Origin of the sequence: Thioclava nitratireducens (assembly GCF_001940525.2) — a bacterium.
Classification (GTDB): domain Bacteria; phylum Pseudomonadota; class Alphaproteobacteria; order Rhodobacterales; family Rhodobacteraceae; genus Thioclava; species Thioclava nitratireducens.
In genome coordinates this window covers 2,815,855-2,833,381 of the sequence record NZ_CP019437.1, presented here as the reverse complement: position 1 = coordinate 2,833,381, position 17,527 = coordinate 2,815,855, and the positions used below count along the sequence as shown (strand labels likewise).

At 63.0% G+C, this 17,527-nt stretch carries 16 protein-coding genes; 7 read left to right on the top strand and 9 right to left on the bottom strand.

The window, feature by feature from the left end; genetic code table 11:
* Nucleotides 1–17: 17 nt before the first annotated feature.
* From BMG03_RS13465 to BMG03_RS13455, 3 genes are read right to left on the bottom strand one after another with little or no spacing between them, the layout of a single operon-like run.
* Nucleotides 18–2,183 (bottom strand): RNA degradosome polyphosphate kinase, encoded by a 2,166-nt coding sequence (locus tag BMG03_RS13465; protein ID WP_075775523.1) that lies wholly within the window; start codon nt 2,181–2,183, stop codon nt 18–20.
* A gap of 50 nt (nt 2,184–2,233) precedes the next feature.
* Nucleotides 2,234–2,908, bottom strand: coding sequence for a P-loop NTPase family protein (locus BMG03_RS13460; protein ID WP_075775522.1), 675 nt, complete (start codon nt 2,906–2,908; stop codon nt 2,234–2,236).
* A 2-nt stretch (nt 2,909–2,910) separates the two neighbouring features.
* Nucleotides 2,911–4,053, bottom strand: coding sequence for an AI-2E family transporter (locus tag BMG03_RS13455; RefSeq protein WP_077701263.1), 1,143 nt, complete (start codon nt 4,051–4,053; stop codon nt 2,911–2,913).
* Nucleotides 4,054–4,288: 235 nt separating this feature from the next.
* Here BMG03_RS13455 and proS point away from each other — a divergent pair, with 235 nt between their 5' ends.
* The 5 genes from proS to BMG03_RS13430 all read left to right on the top strand — a co-directional run bounded on the left by proS (nt 4,289) and on the right by BMG03_RS13430 (nt 8,571).
* On the top strand, nt 4,289–5,626 hold the full coding sequence (gene proS, locus BMG03_RS13450; protein WP_075775521.1) for a proline--tRNA ligase: 1,338 nt from the start codon (nt 4,289–4,291) through the stop codon (nt 5,624–5,626).
* Nucleotides 5,613–6,137 carry a hypothetical protein gene (locus BMG03_RS13445; protein ID WP_075775520.1) on the top strand — a complete coding sequence of 175 codons (525 nt, stop codon included), beginning with the start codon at nt 5,613–5,615 and terminating at the stop codon, nt 6,135–6,137. The genes proS and BMG03_RS13445 overlap by 14 nt, the downstream gene beginning before the upstream one ends.
* Before the next feature lie 145 nt (nt 6,138–6,282).
* A complete protein-coding gene (locus BMG03_RS13440) occupies nt 6,283–7,575 on the top strand; it encodes a lipoprotein-releasing ABC transporter permease subunit (RefSeq protein ID WP_075775519.1) in 1,293 nt (430 codons plus the stop codon).
* Nucleotides 7,568–8,251: an ABC transporter ATP-binding protein gene (locus BMG03_RS13435; RefSeq protein WP_075775518.1), complete on the top strand. Its 684-nt coding sequence runs from the start codon at nt 7,568–7,570 to the stop codon at nt 8,249–8,251. Before BMG03_RS13440 ends, BMG03_RS13435 begins: the two co-directional genes overlap by 8 nt.
* Nucleotides 8,248–8,571: an arsenate reductase family protein gene (locus BMG03_RS13430; protein WP_075775517.1), complete on the top strand. Its 324-nt coding sequence runs from the start codon at nt 8,248–8,250 to the stop codon at nt 8,569–8,571. The genes BMG03_RS13435 and BMG03_RS13430 overlap by 4 nt, the downstream gene beginning before the upstream one ends.
* 92 nt (nt 8,572–8,663) lie before the next feature.
* Here BMG03_RS13430 and BMG03_RS13425 read toward each other — a convergent pair whose 3' ends face one another.
* The 5 genes from BMG03_RS13425 to phaC form a co-directional block, all read right to left on the bottom strand.
* Nucleotides 8,664–8,870 (bottom strand): cold-shock protein, encoded by a 207-nt coding sequence (locus BMG03_RS13425; RefSeq protein ID WP_075775516.1) that lies wholly within the window; start codon nt 8,868–8,870, stop codon nt 8,664–8,666.
* A gap of 228 nt (nt 8,871–9,098) precedes the next feature.
* Nucleotides 9,099–11,048, bottom strand: coding sequence for a threonine--tRNA ligase (gene thrS, locus BMG03_RS13420; protein WP_075775515.1), 1,950 nt, complete (start codon nt 11,046–11,048; stop codon nt 9,099–9,101).
* A 291-nt stretch (nt 11,049–11,339) separates the two neighbouring features.
* Nucleotides 11,340–11,888, bottom strand: coding sequence for a polyhydroxyalkanoate synthesis repressor PhaR (gene phaR, locus BMG03_RS13415; protein ID WP_075775514.1), 549 nt, complete (start codon nt 11,886–11,888; stop codon nt 11,340–11,342).
* A gap of 150 nt (nt 11,889–12,038) precedes the next feature.
* Nucleotides 12,039–12,488, bottom strand: a complete 450-nt coding sequence (locus BMG03_RS13410; protein ID WP_075775513.1) for a phasin, PhaP — start codon at nt 12,486–12,488, stop codon at nt 12,039–12,041.
* A gap of 143 nt (nt 12,489–12,631) precedes the next feature.
* Entirely contained in the window at nt 12,632–14,425 is a 1,794-nt protein-coding gene (gene phaC / locus BMG03_RS13405; RefSeq protein ID WP_075775512.1) for a class I poly(R)-hydroxyalkanoic acid synthase, read from the bottom strand.
* Nucleotides 14,426–14,535: 110 nt separating this feature from the next.
* Here phaC and phaZ point away from each other — a divergent pair, with 110 nt between their 5' ends.
* The gene (gene phaZ, locus BMG03_RS13400; RefSeq protein WP_075775511.1) at nt 14,536–15,846 is read left to right on the top strand and encodes a polyhydroxyalkanoate depolymerase; all 1,311 of its coding nucleotides are present in this window, start codon (nt 14,536–14,538) and stop codon (nt 15,844–15,846) included.
* Between the two features lie 129 nt (nt 15,847–15,975).
* On the top strand, nt 15,976–16,758 hold the full coding sequence (locus tag BMG03_RS13395) for an NERD domain-containing protein (protein WP_075775510.1): 783 nt from the start codon (nt 15,976–15,978) through the stop codon (nt 16,756–16,758).
* On the opposite strand, the gene BMG03_RS13390 is transcribed toward BMG03_RS13395, so the two are convergent.
* Complete coding sequence (locus tag BMG03_RS13390) at nt 16,744–17,454, bottom strand: alpha/beta fold hydrolase (protein ID WP_075775509.1); 711 nt, start codon at nt 17,452–17,454, stop codon at nt 16,744–16,746. The two genes, BMG03_RS13395 and BMG03_RS13390, sit on opposite strands and share 15 nt — an antisense overlap.
* Nucleotides 17,455–17,527 lie beyond the last annotated feature (73 nt).

Here is a 17,527-nt window from a genome sequence, read left to right as displayed (position 1 = left end):
CGACCCCAAAGCTAGGGCTAGTCGAAGCTATGGGCAAGTTCGGGAACATCGCTTGCCCCAGCGGAACCGCGGCCCGAGAGCGAGGGGTATTCCATGAAGAACCGGTGGCAGGAGAACAGGTCCTCGCGGTCGTCGGGCAGGTGGCGGATGAACTTGCCGTCGGGCTGCAAAATCCAGCTTTGCGCCTCGTCGGCCATGTTCGCCGCCATGATCTGGCTGACGATCTGCGCCTTCACCGTGGGGTTCTTGGCCTCGACCAGCGTCTCCACCCGGCGGTTGAGGTTGCGCCCCATCCAGTCGGCGGAGGAGAAGAACACGCGCGCGTCGTTCGACGGCAGGGCATGGCCATTACCGAAGCACACGATGCGCGAGTGTTCGAGGAACCGCCCGACGATGGATTTCACGCGGATATTCTCGGACAGGCCCTTGATGCCGGGGCGGATGCCGCAGATGCCGCGGATCACGAGAGAGATTTTTACCCCCGCCTGCGAGGCCTTGTAGAGCGCGTCGATCACGTCGGATTCGATCAGCGAATTCATCTTCGCCCAGATCGCGGCGGGTTTTCCCGCCTTGGCGTGTTCGATCTCGCGGTCGATCAACTGCAGCAGGCGCGGCTTCAGCGTGATTGGCGAGATCGCGATGTTTTCGAGACCCTCGGGCTGCACATAGCCCGAGAGGTAGTTGAAGACCTTGGTCGCATCGCGCCCGAGCGCGGCATCGCAGGTAAAGAAGCTCAGATCGGTGTAAATCTTCGCCGTGATCGGGTGGTAGTTGCCGGTGCCGTAATGCGTATAGGTCACGAGATGGTCGCCCTCGCGGCGCACCACGGTCGAGATCTTGGCGTGGGTCTTGTAGTTGATGAACCCGTAGACGACATGGGCGCCTGCGCGCTCCAGCCGCCGCGACTGGCGGATATTGGCGGCCTCGTCGAACCGGGCCTTCAACTCCACGAGCGCGGTCACGGATTTGCCATTCTCCGCCGCCTCGCAGAGCGACGACACGACGGGGCTGTCTTTCGACGTCCGATAGAGCGTCTGCTTGATCGCCAGCACGTTCGGGTCGTTCGCCGCCTGATCGATGAAGCGCACCACCAGATCGAAGGTCTCGTAGGGATGGTGCAGAAGGATGTCCTTCTGCTTGATCGCGGCGAACATGTCGCCTTCGTGGTCCTGCACGCGTTCGGGCACGCGCGGCATGAAGGGCGGCCAGAGCAGATCGGGGCGCTCGCCGAGGATCAGTTCCTTCACATCGGCGATGCCCACGAGGCCCTTTTCCTCGACCACCTCTTCGGGATCGACATGCAACTCGCGCATCACCAGCGCCTGCAGGTCTTCCGGCGCGCCCGGCGAGACCGACATGCGGATGACCTGACCGCGGCGGCGGCGCTTCAGCGCGGTCTCGAACTCGCGCACGAGGTCTTCGGCCTCGTCCTCGACTTCCAGATCGCTGTCTCGCAGCACCCGGAACGAGCACGAGCCCACATCCTTGTAGCCCGGGAAGAGCGAGCTCAGATGCAGCATCAGAAGCTGCTCGAGCGGCAGGAACCGCGCCTCGCCCGGCAGGCGCACGAAGCGGTCGATCTGGGCCGGGATCGGCAGCAGCGCCTGCAACCTGCGCTGGTCGCTTTCGCGCTCCAGTTCCAGCGCGAGGCAGAAGCCGGTATTCGGGATGAAAGGGAAAGGGTGGGCCGGGTCGATCGCCAGCGGCGAGAGCACCGGGAAGACGTTGTTGAGGAAGTGATCCGACAGGAAGTCGAGATCACGCTTGGTCAGACGTGAGCGGGTGACGACATGGATGCCCTCGTGATCCATCTCGCGCTTGAGCGCTGACCACGTCGCCTGCTGCGTGTCCATCAACCGCCGCGCGTTGGCGTTGATCTTCTCCAGCTGCTCGGCGGGGGTGAGCCCGTCATCGGAGGGGTTCACGTTGCTCTCGCGCACAAGCTCCATCAGGCCCGCGACGCGCACGGTGTAGAATTCGTCGAGGTTGGTGGCCGAGATCGACAGGAAACGCACGCGCTCCAGCAGCGGCACGCGCGGGTTGCGCGCCTCTTCCAGAACCCGCCAGTTGAACGCCAGCCAGCTCAGTTCCCGGTTGAAGAAACGACCGGGGCCGCTGATCTCCGCCTCGGGCAGCGTGATCGGCGTGGGGAAGGGGGTCTTGAGGAAATCTGCTTGGGTCATGGCGCGCTTATCGTTGGATTTTGTAATGGCTCCATGACAGTTTGCGCGGCTCAATCGAGACTGTCCAGAACCTCGGCGGCTAGTCTTTGCGTGATCGCGCGGCGCTGTGCGAGTGCCTGCCGATCGAGCGCCGCGACCAGTTTGCGCGCGGTCGCGAGAGAGCGGTCCATCCGCGTCACCAGCCAGCCGATCAGGTTTGGCGGCACGGTCAGTTGCCGGTCGGAGAAAAGCTTCACCAGAACGGCCGCCAGCAGCGCGTCATCGGGCGGCGTGATGCGCACCGTCGCCGTCGCTTCCATCCGGCTGATCAGGTCGGGCAGGCTCAACCCCCAGTCGCGGGGCGGTGTGCGCGCGGTCAGAAGAAGCCGCCCGCCTTCGGCCTGCATCAGGTTGTGCAGGTGAAAGAGCGCGCGTTGCCCCGCCTCGTCGGCGCCGAGCGTTTCGGCCCGCTCGATCACGGCGGCGCCCTTGGCGACCAGCGCGGGGGCCATATCTTCGGTGAGATTGCGGGCGGGCAGAATCTCCGCGCCCTGTTCGTCGGCCCAGATCGTCGCGAGATGCGTCTTGCCCGCGCCCTCCGGCCCGATCAGGATCATCCGGCCCAGCGGCCATGTTTCGGGCGCGTCGAGGGTCGTCACGGCCAGCGCATTGGCTGGGGAGATGAAGAAGTCTTCACGCCCCTGCGCGGAACGCAGGTGAAGCGGGAAGGTCAACTGCTCGGCCATTCTCAGTTCTCGTGTTCGGTCGTCTCGGTCGCGCCCGTCACTTCCCCGGTCTCCTCGTTGATCAGGGAGATCGGCGGATGGGCTGTTGGCTCGCGCTCCGTTTGCCCTCGGTAAAGCGCCCCTTGCAGATATTGGTCGATGAAGAAGCGCGCAACCACTCCGATCACCGCAGCGACGGGAACGGCGACCAACATGCCCACAAAACCGAACAAAGTGCCGAAAGCGGACAGCGCGAAGATCAGCCAGAGCGGATGCAGCCCGACCGAATCGCCCACGAGTTTGGGAGTGACGAAATTGCCTTCGAGAAACTGGCCGAGCACGAAGATGCCCGCCACGATGCCGATATTGAACCACTCGCCCCAGAACTGGAACAGCGCGAGGCCGATGGCGAGCGTTCCGCCGATGATCGCGCCGATATAGGGGATGAAGGTCAGCGCGCCGGCGACCGACCCCACCAGCAGCCCGAAATCGAGCCCCGCCGCCATCAGCGCGATCGCGTAGAAGCCGCCGAGCACGAGGCAGACCGTGACCTGGCCGCGCACGAAGCCCGAAAGCACCCGGTCGATGTCGCGCGCGATGGTGCGGATCGTCTGGACGTGATCGCGCGGCAGCCAGCCATCGATCTTGGCCACCATCCGGTCCCAGTCGAGCAGCATGTAGAAGGCCACGACCGGCACCACGACGATGAAGACGACGACGTTGACCAGCGTCATCGCCGAACTCAGCAGGGTCGCCGCCAGCTCGCCGCCCCGCGCCTTGATTGCGCTGCCGAGGCTGTTGAGCGTGTCGTTCACGACCGAGTTCTGCAGGAGGTTGGGGAACCGCTCGTTCAGGAAGGCCTGCAACGACGACAGAAGATCGGGCGCCAGCGCAACCAGCTGCGCCAGCTGACGCGCCAGCATCGGCACCACGGCCAGTGCAAGGATCACGAAGATCAGCACCGTCACCAGCCCGATGATCGCGGTGGAGGCCGCGCGGCTCAGGCCAAGCTTCTCGAGCCGGTCGGCCAGCGGGTCGAGGAAATAAGCGATCGCGCCGCCCATGATGAACGGCAGGATGACATTTCCCAGCCACCACAGCGACAGGACCAGCACCAAGGCGGCGACGGACCAATAGGTGACTTGCTGGCGGGCAGGCAGGGCCATGCGTGGTCCTTCTCGGCGATGCGTTCGCTCTAACGTGGCGAAATGCGGTGGGAAATCAAGACTTGGGCGCGCGTGCCCCTTCCTCTTGGCGGAAATATCCCGGGGGAGGCGCGGATGCGCCAGGGGCGGAGCCCCTCATATGCGACACCCGCGTCCGACGCCACCATCTTGCCCAACGCCCCCGTTTCCTCTAGGCCAAACGCAACGTCTGACACCAACCCTCGAAGGACCGCTCATGCGCCTGTCCCGCTATTTTCTTCCCGTTCTCAAGGAAACCCCCGCCGAGGCGCAGATCGCCTCGCATCGGCTGATGCTGCGTGCGGGTATGATCAAGCAGCAGCAGGCCGGGATCTATTCCTGGCTGCCGATGGGCTTCAAGGTGCTGCGCCGGATCGAGCAGATCGTGCACGAAGAGCAGGCGCGCGCCGGCCACCTCGCGATCCAGATGCCGACGCTGCAATCGGCCGATCTGTGGCGCGAGTCGGGCCGTTATGACGGCTATGGCGAAGAGATGCTGCGGATCACCGACCGGCAGGGCCGCGATATGCTTTACTCGCCCACCGCCGAGGAGATGGTGACCGACATCTTCCGCGCCCATGTCTCTAGCTACAAGCAGCTGCCGCTGACGCTCTATCAGATCCAGTGGAAATTCCGCGACGAGATCCGCCCGCGCTTCGGCGTGATGCGCGGCCGCGAATTCCTGATGAAGGACGGCTACAACTTCGATCTGTCGAAGGAAGACGCGCTGCACGCCTATAACCGCCACCTCGTCAGCTACCTGCGCACCTATGAGCGCATGGGCCTGCAGGCGATCCCGATGCGCGCCGATAGCGGCCCGATCGGCGGCGATTACACCCATGAATTCCTCGTGCTGGCCGAAACGGGCGAGTCGGAGGTGTTCTACGACAGCGAGATCACCGATCTGACCTTCGGCGACCGCGAAATCGATTATGACGACGTGGCGCAGTGCCAGGGCGTGCTGGAGGAATTCACCTCGCGCTATGCCCGCACCGACGAGACCCATGACGAGGCGGTCTTCAACGAGGTCCCCGAAGAGCGTCGCCGCGTCGCGCGCGGGATCGAGGTCGGCCAGATCTTCTATTTCGGCACGCAATATTCCGAGGCATTGGGCGCAACCGTTCAGACGCCGGATGGCGCGAAGGTGCCGGTCCATATGGGCTCCCACGGGATCGGCGTGAGCCGTCTCGTCGGCGCGCTGATCGAGGCGAACCACGACGACAAGGGCATCATCTGGCCCGAGGGCGTGACGCCGTTCCATGTTGGCATCGTCAACCTCAAGCAGGGCGATGTCAGCTGCGACAGCGCCTGCGAGGCGCTCTACCGCGCGTTCCTCGACCACGGGCTCGACCCGCTCTATGACGACCGCGAAGAGCGCGCGGGCGCGAAATTCGCCACCATGGACCTGATCGGCCTGCCGTGGCGCATTACCGTCGGTCCGCGCGGGATCGCGGCCAACAAGGTTGAACTGACCTGCCGCCGCACCGGCGAGAGCGAGGAGATGCCGGCTGAAGAGGCGGTCGAGAAGATCGTGGGCATCTATGAAGGGCTTTGATCTGATCCTTGCCGCCAGCGCGGTCGCGGCGGGCTTGCTCGCCGGGCCCGCTCTGGCCGAAGGCAAGGGGCAGGGCGCCGACCAAGGTCTCGTGCCGTGGTCGAGCGATGCGCTCGGTATTTCGGCCAGGGTGCCGAAGGGCTGGACGTCGGACGAGATGCCGGGCGGCGGCATCCTGTTCTCCGCGCCCGATATCGACCCGCACAAGACCGCCCATGTCGCGCTGCGTGCCCATGCCGATGCGGGCGCGGACCTTACGGCCGCGCATGAACAACTCCTGCACACGATCCTGCTCGATGGCGATACGGTGCTGTCGGACGAGATGACCGAAGACGGGTTTGCGATCCGCTCCAAGGACGTGTTCGGCAAGGTGACGCTGCGCAAGACGCAGCGGCTCGAGTGCGCGGGCGAGGCGGTGCTTGCCTCGGTGCAGATCGATTACCCCGCCGATCTGGCCGAGGCGATGGCACCGCTTCTGGCGGATGTGCCCGGCACGCTGGGCTGCAAATAGGGGGCTCTGCCCCCGCCCGTTCCGGGCGCCCCCGGGATATTTCGACCAAGCCGAAGAGGCGCGCTCTCGCCGCTATGACCGGGCGCAGGCTTGACCTTTCGACCCCGCCGCGCCAGCTTGCGCCGAATTTTCGTGGATGGAGCCGATGGCCGCACGCACTGCCCCGTTTTCCCGTTTCGAGTTCATGATCGCATGGCGCTACCTGCGCGCGCGCCGCGCCGAAGGTGGCGTCTCGGTCATGACATGGATTTCCCTGATCGGCATCGCGCTTGGCGTGGCCGCCCTGATCGCGACGTTGGCCGTGCGCGCGGGCTTTCGCGCCGAGTTCGTCTCGACCATCGTCGGTTCGAATCCGCAGATCACCGTCTATTCCGCACCGATGGAAGTGGCGGAGGGCTCGGGCGTCTATTCCAAGCTGATCCGCGACTATGCCGAGCGCACCGATCGGATCAAGGCGATCCCGGGCGTGGTGAGCGCCGCGCCGGCGGTGCGCGGTCAGGCGATGGTCAGCTTCGGCGATCGTTCCAACGTGGCGGATGTCTACGGTCTGGCGCTTTCGGATCTGAAGAACATCCCCAATATCGCGCATTCCGAAGATGCGCAGGGCGATATCGACAATTACGGTGAAGGCATCGCGATCGGCATCGGCATGGCGCGCGATCTGGGCGTGACGGTGGGCGACACGGTCAAGGTGATTTCGCCCAATGGGGCGAAGACTCCGTCGGGCACAAGCCCGCGCGTGAACGCCTACAAGGTCTCCTATGTTTTCTCGGCCGGGCGTTACGACATCGACCAGACGCGGCTTTATATGCCCTTCAAGGAGGCGCAGAGCTTCTTCAACCGCGAGGGCGGGGTCGATGAGATCGACGTGGACGTGGCCGATCCCGAGCGCATCGCCGAATGGGAGCCCGCGATCATGGATGCGAGCGGCAAGGGCACGCTTTTGTGGACATGGAAGGACGCATCGTCGAGCTTCCTGCGCGCGCTGACGGTCGAAGACAACGTAATGTTCATCATCCTCTCGATCCTCGTGCTGATCGCGTCGATGAACATCACATCGGGACTGATCATGTTGGTGAAGAACAAGGGCCGCGACATCGGCATCCTGCGCACGATGGGGCTTAGCGAGGGTTCGATCCTGCGGGTCTTCTTCCTTTGCGGCGCGTTCACCGGGGTGATCGGGACGCTCGCGGGGCTGGCGATCGGGGTGCTGTTCTCGCTGAATATCGACCACGTCATGGGCTTCGTAAACTGGCTCAATGGCGGCGAAGCATGGGATCCGTCGATCCGCGGCATCTACCATCTGCCCGCGAAATTGCAGCCCTGGGACGTGACCAAGGCGGTGACGCTGTCGCTGGCGCTGAGCTTCATCGTGACCATCTTCCCGGCGCGCCGTGCCGCGCGCATGAACCCGGTGGAGGCGCTGCGCTATGAATGACGTGCTGATCTGCGAACAGCTGGAAAAGTGCTACAACCGGGGCAAGCCGAACGAGATCACGGTGCTCAAAGGTCTGGATCTGACCATTCCGAAAGGGCAGGTCGTGGCGCTGGTCGCGCCTTCGGGGGCGGGCAAGTCGACGCTTCTGCATATCGCGGGGCTGCTGGACACGCCCGATTCCGGTCGGGTGCTGATCGATGGCGAGGATCTGACCGGCGCGCGCGACGGCAAACGCACGGCGGCGCGGCGCGAGAAGCTGGGCTTCGTCTACCAGTTTCACCACCTGCTTCCGGAGTTCTCGGCGGTGGAGAATATCGTGCTGCCGCAGCTGGCCAATGGCGTCAGCCGCAAGGCCGCGGAAGAGCGGGCCAAGGACCTCTTGAGCCGCGTCGGTATGGCGGGCCGGATGGATCACCGCCCCTCGGCGCTATCGGGTGGCGAGCAGCAACGTGTGGCGTTCTGCAGGGCGCTCGCGAACGGGCCGAGCCTGTTGCTGGCCGACGAGCCTACCGGCAACCTCGACCCGACCACCTCGGACACGGTGTTCGACGTGCTGATGGGGCTGGTGCGCGAGACGGGCCTGTCGGCGCTGATCGCGACGCATAACATGGAGCTCGCCGCCAAGATGGACCGTGTGTTGCACCTGGAGAACGGCGCGCTGGAGGAGGGGATATGATCGTTTATGGGATTTCGACCTGCGACACGGTGCGCAAGGCGCGCAAGGCCTTGGAAGCGGCCGGGCGCGACGTGGAGTTCCGCGATGTGCGGGCAGAGCCTTTGACGGCGGCTGAGGTCGCAGAATTCGAAAGCGCGTTCGGCGACAAGATCGTCAACCGTGCATCGACGACGTGGCGCAATCTGCCCGAGAGTGAGCGCGAAAAGCCTGTCGCCGTTCTGCTGGGCGAACATCCCGCGCTGATGAAGCGCCCGGTGATCCGCGAGGGCGACAAGCTGACGCTGGGCTGGGCGAAGGCCACACAGGCCGAATGGCTCTGACGGCGCCCTTGCGCGCTTAACGTTGACAAAAGAAAAACGGCGCGCACCCCGTGATGCGCGCCGTTCCAAATCCTTGCCGTCCGATCGCCCGATCAGAGCAGGACCAGATCCGATGCCGAGGAGCGGCCGTCGCGACCCGACTGCAGCTCATATTGGATCTTCTGATTGTCATCGAGCCCCTTGAGACCCGCACGTTCGACAGCAGAGATGTGCACGAACACGTCCTTGCCGCCTTCGTCAGGCGCGATGAAGCCATAACCCTTGGTGGAATTGAACCATTTCACGGTGCCAGTGGCCATTACCGTCTTCTCCTTCGTAGTCTCCCGGCGCGATATTGCGTCCGGGCCGTGCAGCCAGTCTCTTTCGGGTCTTCCGGCTGCCTTTTTCAGAAGCGAGGCGGTAGGAAAGTCTGTAACACACGCGTATTCAAGTCTCTCCGAGAATTGCGAAAATGCAATGACATTCCATGAGGGGCGTAAGCCCCTCACAGGTCTGTGAAAATTCGAGATAGGCCGTTGAATTGGCGATTATTCGCGCAAATCGGGCGGCGTCGATTCGGTGATCAGCTGTGCCACGATCTCGTCGATCGCCACCGTGGAGGTGCGGGTATCGCCGAGCTTGCGGACCGAAACCGTGCGCTCCTCGACCTCTTTCATCCCGATCGCGAAGATATAGGGAACCTTGCCGAGCGAGTGCTCGCGGACCTTGTAGTTGATCTTCTCGTTGCGGGTGTCGGCCTCGGCGCGGATACCGGCGGCGCGCAGCTTCGAGGTCACTTCCAGCACGTAATCGTCGGCGTCGGATACGATCGACGCGACGACCACCTGACGCGGCGCGAGCCAGAGCGGCATCTTGCCGGCGAAGTTCTCGATCAGCATGCCGATGAAACGCTCGAACGAGCCCAGCACCGCGCGGTGAAGCATCACGGGGCGGTGGCGCTCGCCATCCGAGCCCACGAATTCCGCATCCAGCCGCTCGGGCAGGTTGGTGTCGACCTGCAGCGTGCCGCATTGCCAGTCGCGCCCGATCGCGTCGGTCAGCACGAATTCCAGTTTCGGACCGTAGAAGGCGCCTTCGCCTTCGAATATCTCGTAGTCGTAACCGGCGGCCTTACAGGCGTTGCCGAGCGCGGCTTCGGTGTAATCCCAGCTCTCATCGCTGCCGATGCGCTTTTCGGGGCGCGTCGACAGCTTGATGCGCCAGTCGGTGAAGCCGAGATCGTCGTAGATCCCCGAGAGGAACTTGATGAATTTCTCGGTTTCCGCCTCGATCTGATCTTCGGTGCAGAAAATATGTGCGTCATCCTGCGTGAAACCGCGCACGCGCATGATGCCGTGCAGCGCGCCCGAAGGTTCGTAGCGCGCGCAGGAGCCGAACTCGGCCATGCGCAGCGGCAGGTCGCGATAGGATTTGACGCCCTGATTGAAAATCTGGACGTGGCAGGGGCAGTTCATCGGCTTGAGCGCGTTGACCGTCTTTTCACGTGCATGATCCTCGTCGACTTCGACGATGAACATGTTCTCCTGATAATTCTCCCAGTGGCCCGAGGCTTCCCAGAGCCTGCGGTTCACCACCTGCGGCGTGTTCACCTCGACATAGCCGTCATCGCGCTGCTTGCGGCGCATATAGTCCTGCAGCGCGGTGTAGATCGTCCAGCCGTTCGGGTGCCAGAAGATCTGGCCCGGTGCCTCTTCCTGCATGTGGAACAGGTCCATCTCGCGACCGAGCTTGCGGTGGTCGCGCTTGGCGGCCTCCTCCATCATCGTGACCCAGGCGTTTAGGTCCTTCTTGGTCTTGAAGGCCACGCCGTAGATGCGCTGCAGCATCGGGCGGCTCGAGTCACCCAGCCAATAGGCGCCGGCCACATGGGTCAGCTTGAATGCATCCGCCGGGACCTGACCCGTATGCTGCAGGTGCGGACCACGGCAGAGATCCTGCCAGTTGCCGTGCCAATACATCCGGATGTCCTCGCCTTGCGGAATCCGGTTGATCAGTTCGACCTTGTAGGGCTCGTTCGTCGCCAGATAATGGTCGATCGCGTGTTTGCGGCTCCAGACCTCGGTCTTGATGGCGTCGCGCGCGTTGATGATCTCGCGCATCTTCTTTTCGATCGCGCCGAGGTCTTCGGGGGTGAAGGGCTCTTCGCGGTCGAAATCGTAGAACCAGCCATTGTCGCGGACCGGGCCGATCGTGACCTTCACACCGGGATAGAGCTCCTGCACGGCGCGGGCCATGATATGGGCGAGGTCGTGGCGGATCAGCTCCAGCGCGGGGCCGTCATCCTGCATCGTGTTGATGGCGATCTGCGCGTCTTCCTGGATCGGCCATTGCAGATCCCAATGCGCGCCATTGACCTGTGCGGAGATCGCTTTCTTCGCCAGCGAAGGTGCGATGGAGGCGGCCACTTCGGCCGGCGTCACGCCTGCGTCGTAGTCGCGCGAATTGCCATCGGGAAAGGTGAGGGAGATCTGGGACATGTCGTCCTCCTCGTCGGTTTGGCGCCCACGGAACGCCCGGTTGCGGGATATATGGTTCCAGAGCCTTTTGCGCGGGCAGGGCGCGGCTGTCAATGGGGAGGGGGTGGGGGAGACGCCGCAGGGGGGTCTGACCCCGCCCTGCGAGCCCCGGGGATATTGCGACCAAGGCGAGGACCAGAGGCGGCTGCCCCTTCGTGTTGGCGAAAATATCCCGGGGGTGAGGCGCGACGCGCCGAGGGGGCAGCGCCCCTTGCGCCGGATAGGAAAAAGGCGCCTCTCGGGCGCCTCTCCTTACATCTTGTTGAGCTTGCTCTGCAGATCGGCGAGCTGTTTCTTGATCGCGTCCAGCTCGCCGCGATCGTCGCCACCGTCCGGCGCGGGGCCGGACGAGCCGGCGGTTCCCCAGCCCGCCATCATGTTCTGCAAGAAGGCCTGTTGCTGCGCCTGCAGCGCCTCGAAACCCGGCATCGAGCTCATCGGATTCGGCATCTTGTTCATGTTCTCGAGCATCTGTGAGTGCCCCTCGCGCAGCATCTCGAAAGACGCGGCGAGGAATTGCGGCACCACCGATTGCGCGGCGCCGGTATAGGAGCGCACCAGATCGGTCAGAACATCGACGGGCAGAACGTTCTCGCCGCGGCTCTCGTGCTCGGCCACGATCTGCAGCAGATATTGCCGTGTCAGGTCGTCGCCCGATTTCAGATCGACGATCTGCACCTCGCGCCCCTCGCGGATGAATTTCGCGATGTCTTCGAGCGTCACGTAATCGCTGGTCTCGGTATTATAGAGACGGCGGCTGGCGTAACGCTTGATCAGCAAGGGCTTTTCGTCTGCGGCCATGTGATGCGATCCTCCCCGGATTATGCGTGTGCAGCGATTGTGAGACGCCGCGCTGCCAAAATCAATAAAAGAAAAAGGGCGCGCCGCGAAGGCGCGCCCGAGATACGCAGGGCCGGCTGGGAGGAGGAGGCCGGTGCCCGCGTTGAGGTCTTATTTCGCAGCCGTTGCGGCTTTCTTCGACGCAGCGGTCATGTCGGCGGTCGCCTTCTTGACGGTGGCGGACGCTTCTTCCGACATGTCCTTGCCAGCGGCCATCATCAGCTCGACGGTGTCCATCTGAACCTTTTTCGCGATTTCAGCGAAGGCAGCCATGTTCTCGGCCGCCATCTCGGCGGAAGCCGACGCGAAGTCGCTCATCGCCTTGGCGTAATCGGCGGGCTCTTCCTTGGTCTTGGTCAGGTCGCCCATCTTGTCGAGGGTGCCCTTGGTCCATTTGGTCGAGATTTCGGTCGACTTGCCGGCAGCTTCAAGCGCCACTTTCGACATCTTCTCGCCGAGGGCAGCTTGCGATTTGAACGCATCCTGGAATTTCGAGGTGTCGACGGGGAAGGACGCCATCATGTCCTGCATGATCTTGGTGTAGTCTTGGGTCTTGGCCATGTGAGTGCTCCGTTGGGTTGGGGCCCGTGGTCTGGAACGTTGGCGGGGCCCTTTGGGTTACGCAACGTATATACATGCTGCGGCGCAGCATTTCAAGAGAAGAATTGCTGCGCCGCAGAAAATTCACAACCCAAGCGGGAAGGTTATATCTTTACCATCTCTTTGACGTAAGTGCCGGGCGCGTCTGCCAAAATCGGGTGATCGGCATCGCCGGGCTGGCGTGCGGGCACCATCGCACCGGACTTCTTGGCCAGCCATTCACCCCAGCGCGGCCACCAGCTTCCCTCGTGAAACTCGGCTTGCGCTTTCCACTCGTTGGGATTCGCGACCGGCGCCTCGGAGGTGTAGTGGCCGTATTTCTTCTTGCTGGGCGGATTGACGATTCCGGCGATGTGGCCCGATTGTGACAGGATGAAGCTCTTGTCCTTCGAACCCATCTTCGCGACCCCGTTGAAGGACGCGACCCAGGGCGCGATATGATCGGTCTCGCAGGCGATCGCCATCAGCGGCACGTTGACGTCGGAGACCTTGACCGTCTCGCCCAGCACCTCGAAGCCTTCGCGCGCGAAGCGGTCCTTCTGGCAAAGGCCGCGAAGATATTCGACCGCCATCTTGCCCGGCAGGTTCGTCGAGTCGCCGTTCCAAAACAGCAGATCGAAAGCAGGCGGGGATTCCCCCATCATGTAGCTGCGGATCGCAGGCCGATAGATCAGGTCGTTCGAGCGCAGGTAGGAGAAGGTGCGCGACATGAAATAGCTGTCGAGCACGCCGTCGGCCTTGCACTGCCGCTCGATCCCGTCGACGAAATCGTCCTGCAGGAAGACCGCGAACTCGCCCTGATCCGAGAAATCGGTGAGCGTGGTGAAGAAGGTGGCCGAGTTGATCGACTTGTCCTTGCGCTTGTTCAGCAGGCCCAGCGTCAGCGACAGCGTGGTACCCGCGATGCAATAGCCGACCGCGTTGACCTTCTTCTCGCCGGTGATCTTCTTCACCTCGTCGATCGCGGTGAGGTAGCCCTCCTGCACGTAGTCGTCCATGCCGACATCGGCATAGCTCTTGTCGGGGTTCTTCCAGCTGACCACGAAGAGGGTGAAGCCCTGATCGACGATCCAGCGGATCAGCGAGTTCTGCGGCTTCAGGTCCATGATGTAGAAGCGGTTGATCCAGGGCGGAAAGATCAGAAGCGGCGTCTTGTGTACCTTCTCGGTGGTCGGCGTATACTGGATCAGCTCGAACAGACGGTTGCGGTAGATCACCGAACCCTCGGCGGTGCCGATATTCTCGCCCACGGTGAAGGCGTCCTTGTCGGCCAGCGTCACGAGCAGGTCGCCGCGGTTCGCCTCGATGTCGCGCACGAGGTTCTCGAGCCCTTTCACGAGGCTCTCGCCCTCGGTCTCGATCGCCTTTTCCAGCGCATCAGGGTTGGTCGCGAGGAAGTTGGTCGGCGCCATCAGGTCGATGATCTGGCGCGAGAAATACTGGAGCCGCTGACGGTCCACCGGATCCAGGTCTTCGAGCTTGTCGACCGTCTCGCGCACGCCCTGCGCCGCGATCTGATATTGCTGTTTAATATAGTTGAAATAGGGATGGCTGTCCCAGAGCGGGTTGGCAAAACGCGGGTCGGAAGGGCCCGTGTCCTCGGGCGGGCGGAACGCGCCCTTGGCGAGCGCCTCCTGCGCTTCGAGGTAATGCTTCATCGCCTGACCCCAGTAATTCACCTGGGCTTCGAGGATCTTTGACGGTTTCTCCAGCCATTCGTTCATCATGGCCGCGGAGGAGGAGAAATAGAGATCGGCGCCGGGGCCTTCGAGGGCGGGATTCACGGGGCGCTTCTGAGCGATCGCATCGACCATCCGCTCTGTCAGTTCCTCGATGCGGGCGAGGTTCTCCTGCATCTTCTGCGATGCAGCAATTTTGTCCGTCTCCTCGGTTGTCATGAACGATAATCCTCCCTATCCTCTGAACCAGCATAATATCGCCGCAGTCTTGGGGTAAAGCGGCGTTTCCGTTGCCGAGTGTGCGCGTGGCCGGCCCCGAGGAGTTGCATATGAAAACGATCATGTCCTACGACCTGATGGAAACCTTCAGGAACACGAACGAGTGGATGGGCGCCTCGGCGCGCGCCATGGCGTCCTACCCGGTCTGGGGCCTCGCCCCGCATCCGATGTTCAAGATCATGTCGGCCTGGGGCCGGGTGACGGAACGCTCTTTCGCGCGGATGGTGATCAAGCCCGATTGGGGCATCCATTCGATCGCCGCCGAGGACGGGCGCGATCACCTCGTCGAGGTCGAAACGGTGCTCAACAAGCCCTTCGGCAGCCTCGTGCATTTCAACGTCCACGGCCGCGAGCCGATGGAGCGGCGCATCCTTCTGGTGGCGCCGATGTCGGGCCATTACGCGACGCTGCTGCGCTCCACCGTGGCCTCGCTGCTGCCCGACGCCGATGTCTGGGTGACCGATTGGCATAATGCGCGCGATATCCCCGTCTCCGAAGGCAAGTTCGATATCGAGGACTATACACTCTACCTTGTCGATTTCATGAAAGAGATGGGTCCTGATACCAACGTGATCGCGGTGTGTCAGCCGGCGCCGCTCGCGCTGGCCGCGACCGCCTATCTCGCCGCCGAGGATCCCGCCGCGCAGCCGCGCACGCTGACCCTGATCGGCGGGCCGATCGATCCCGACGCCGCCGCCACCGAAGTGACCGATTTCGGCCGTCGCGTCACGATGGGCCAGCTCGAGCAGATGGTGATTCAGCGTGTGGGCTTCAAATACAAGGGCGCGGGCCGTCTGGTCTATCCGGGCCTGATGCAGCTCGCCTCCTTCATCTCGATGAACATGGACAAGCACGCGCAGGCCTTCCAGGACAAGATCTGGAAAGAGGCCTCTGGCGAAGGATCGGAGCACGACAAGCATTACCGCTTCTACGACGAATACCTTGCCGTGATGGACATGACTGCCGAGTTCTACCTCTCGACGGTTGAGCGTATCTTCAAGGGCCTCGAGATCGCCAAGAACCGCTTCGAGGTCGGCGGCAAGATGGTCGATATCTCGAAGATCACCAAGGTCGCGGTGAAGACCGTTGAGGGCGAGAAGGACGACATCTCTGCTCCCGGCCAATGCGTCGCCGCGCTCGGCCTTTGCTCCGGCGTGCCGGATTCGATGAAGCAACAGCACCTCGAGCCAGGCGCAGGCCATTACGGCATCTTCGCAGGCTCGCACTGGCGCAACAACATCCGCCCGCTCGTGCTCGATTTCATCGACGAGAACGCCGACAACCCGGCGCCCGGGAAGGGGAAGCCCGCGACGGTCACCCCGATCCGGAAAAAGAAGGTGAAGACGGCCGAGGCGGGGTGATCTCGCTCCATGCGAGAGTTTTGGAAAAGCGCTGCTTCGGCAGCGCTTTTTTATTCGCGGTATCGCCATCGTTTTGACTGGTTTCGGCGCATGATCGGAAAATCACTTTGATATTTCGAGACCGAAATTATGGACGCATTGTTTTTCCCTGTTGTGCTTCTCCTCCTCCTCTTCGTCGCGATCGTAAAATCCCCACGCTTCAAGGGGTTCATCGGAGAGGTTTACGTGAGCAAAGGGCTCGAGAAGCTCGCTGAAGAAGGGGGCATGCATCTCTTCGATGATGTGACCCTGCCCGTGAAGGACGGGACAACACAAATCGATCATGTCCTCATATCGCGGAGCGGCGTGTTCGTTATTGAGACCAAGAACATGAGCGGGTGGATATTCGGTGCGGAGAGGCAATCCCATTGGACGCAGGTTCTTTATAAGAAAAAGACCAAGTTTCAGAATCCGCTGCGGCAAAACTACAAGCACATCAAAGCGATTGAAGACTGTCTTGGTGTAGACGGCAGCAAGGTTCACGGGGTTATCGTCTTCGTTGGTGGAGCGGTTCCGAAAACTGAGTTTCCTCCCAGCGTTCACTGGCGACGGAACTCGATGCTCAACTTTCTGAAGTCTCCCCGCCAAGTAGTACTCACGGAGAGTGAGGTTGAGGCGCTTTGTCAGGCGCTGGAAGGCCGACGGTTCGAGCGGGGTTTGCGGACCACGCAGCAGCACATCAAGAACGTCAGAGCGGCTCGAATTGTATCGCAGGCTTCGACGGATGGGTGCCCGCGATGCGGATCCGCGATGGTCGAGCGCCGTAGCAAGAAGACCGGTGACGTGTTTCTTGGCTGCACGAATTTCCCGAAATGCCGTGGGACCCGGAAAGTCGAAACGCCGAAGGTCGTTGCGTTTTCACGCCAACAATAACGGCGCCTCCAGCCAGTCGCGCAGGTTCTGGGTGATCTTCTCGGGTTGCTCGAGCGGGCTCAGGTGGCCCGCGCCGAGTATCAGGCGGAACTCGGCGTGCGGCATCAGCTCGGCGAGGAATTCGTGCCGGCGGGGCGGGCAGATCTTGTCGTATTCGCCGCACATCAGCAGCGCGCGGGTTTTCGTGGCGCGCAGCGTGCGTTGCAGGTCGGGGCGGCGCATCAGGGCGCGGGACTGCGCCTCGAACGTGTTGGCGCCCAAGCCTGCCGCCATCTCCAGCAGCATCGCCTGAATTTCAGCGCGGCCGGGATCGGGGGCGAGGCTGTCGGCGGGGATTTCCTCCAGCATCATCTCGTCGAGCCGCCCGGTGAGCGCCTTCACGATCCGGGTTTCGCGCGCGGCGGCGATCTGCGGCATCTCGGGCAGGGGGGAGACGTCGAGTAATGCGACCTGGGTCACCCGGTCGGGCGCGCGGCGCAGGATCTCGATCGCGACGACCGCGCCCAGCCAATGCCCGACCAGCGCGAACTGGGGCGGCGCCTCGTCCAAAACCGCCTGTGCCATCTCCTCGATCGTCGTGCCGCGCAGCCGCGCCACCATCACCGAACGCTCGGAAGACAGCTCTTGCAGCGGGTGCCAGAACAGCCGCGCGTCGCACATGAAACCGGGAAGAAAGACCAGCGGGTCGCTTGGCATCGCTCGAAACCTCAATCGCGGCGCGTTTTCGCGCTTCTCGCGTCGAGTGTGCCGCAAGGGCCGAGGTCAAGCA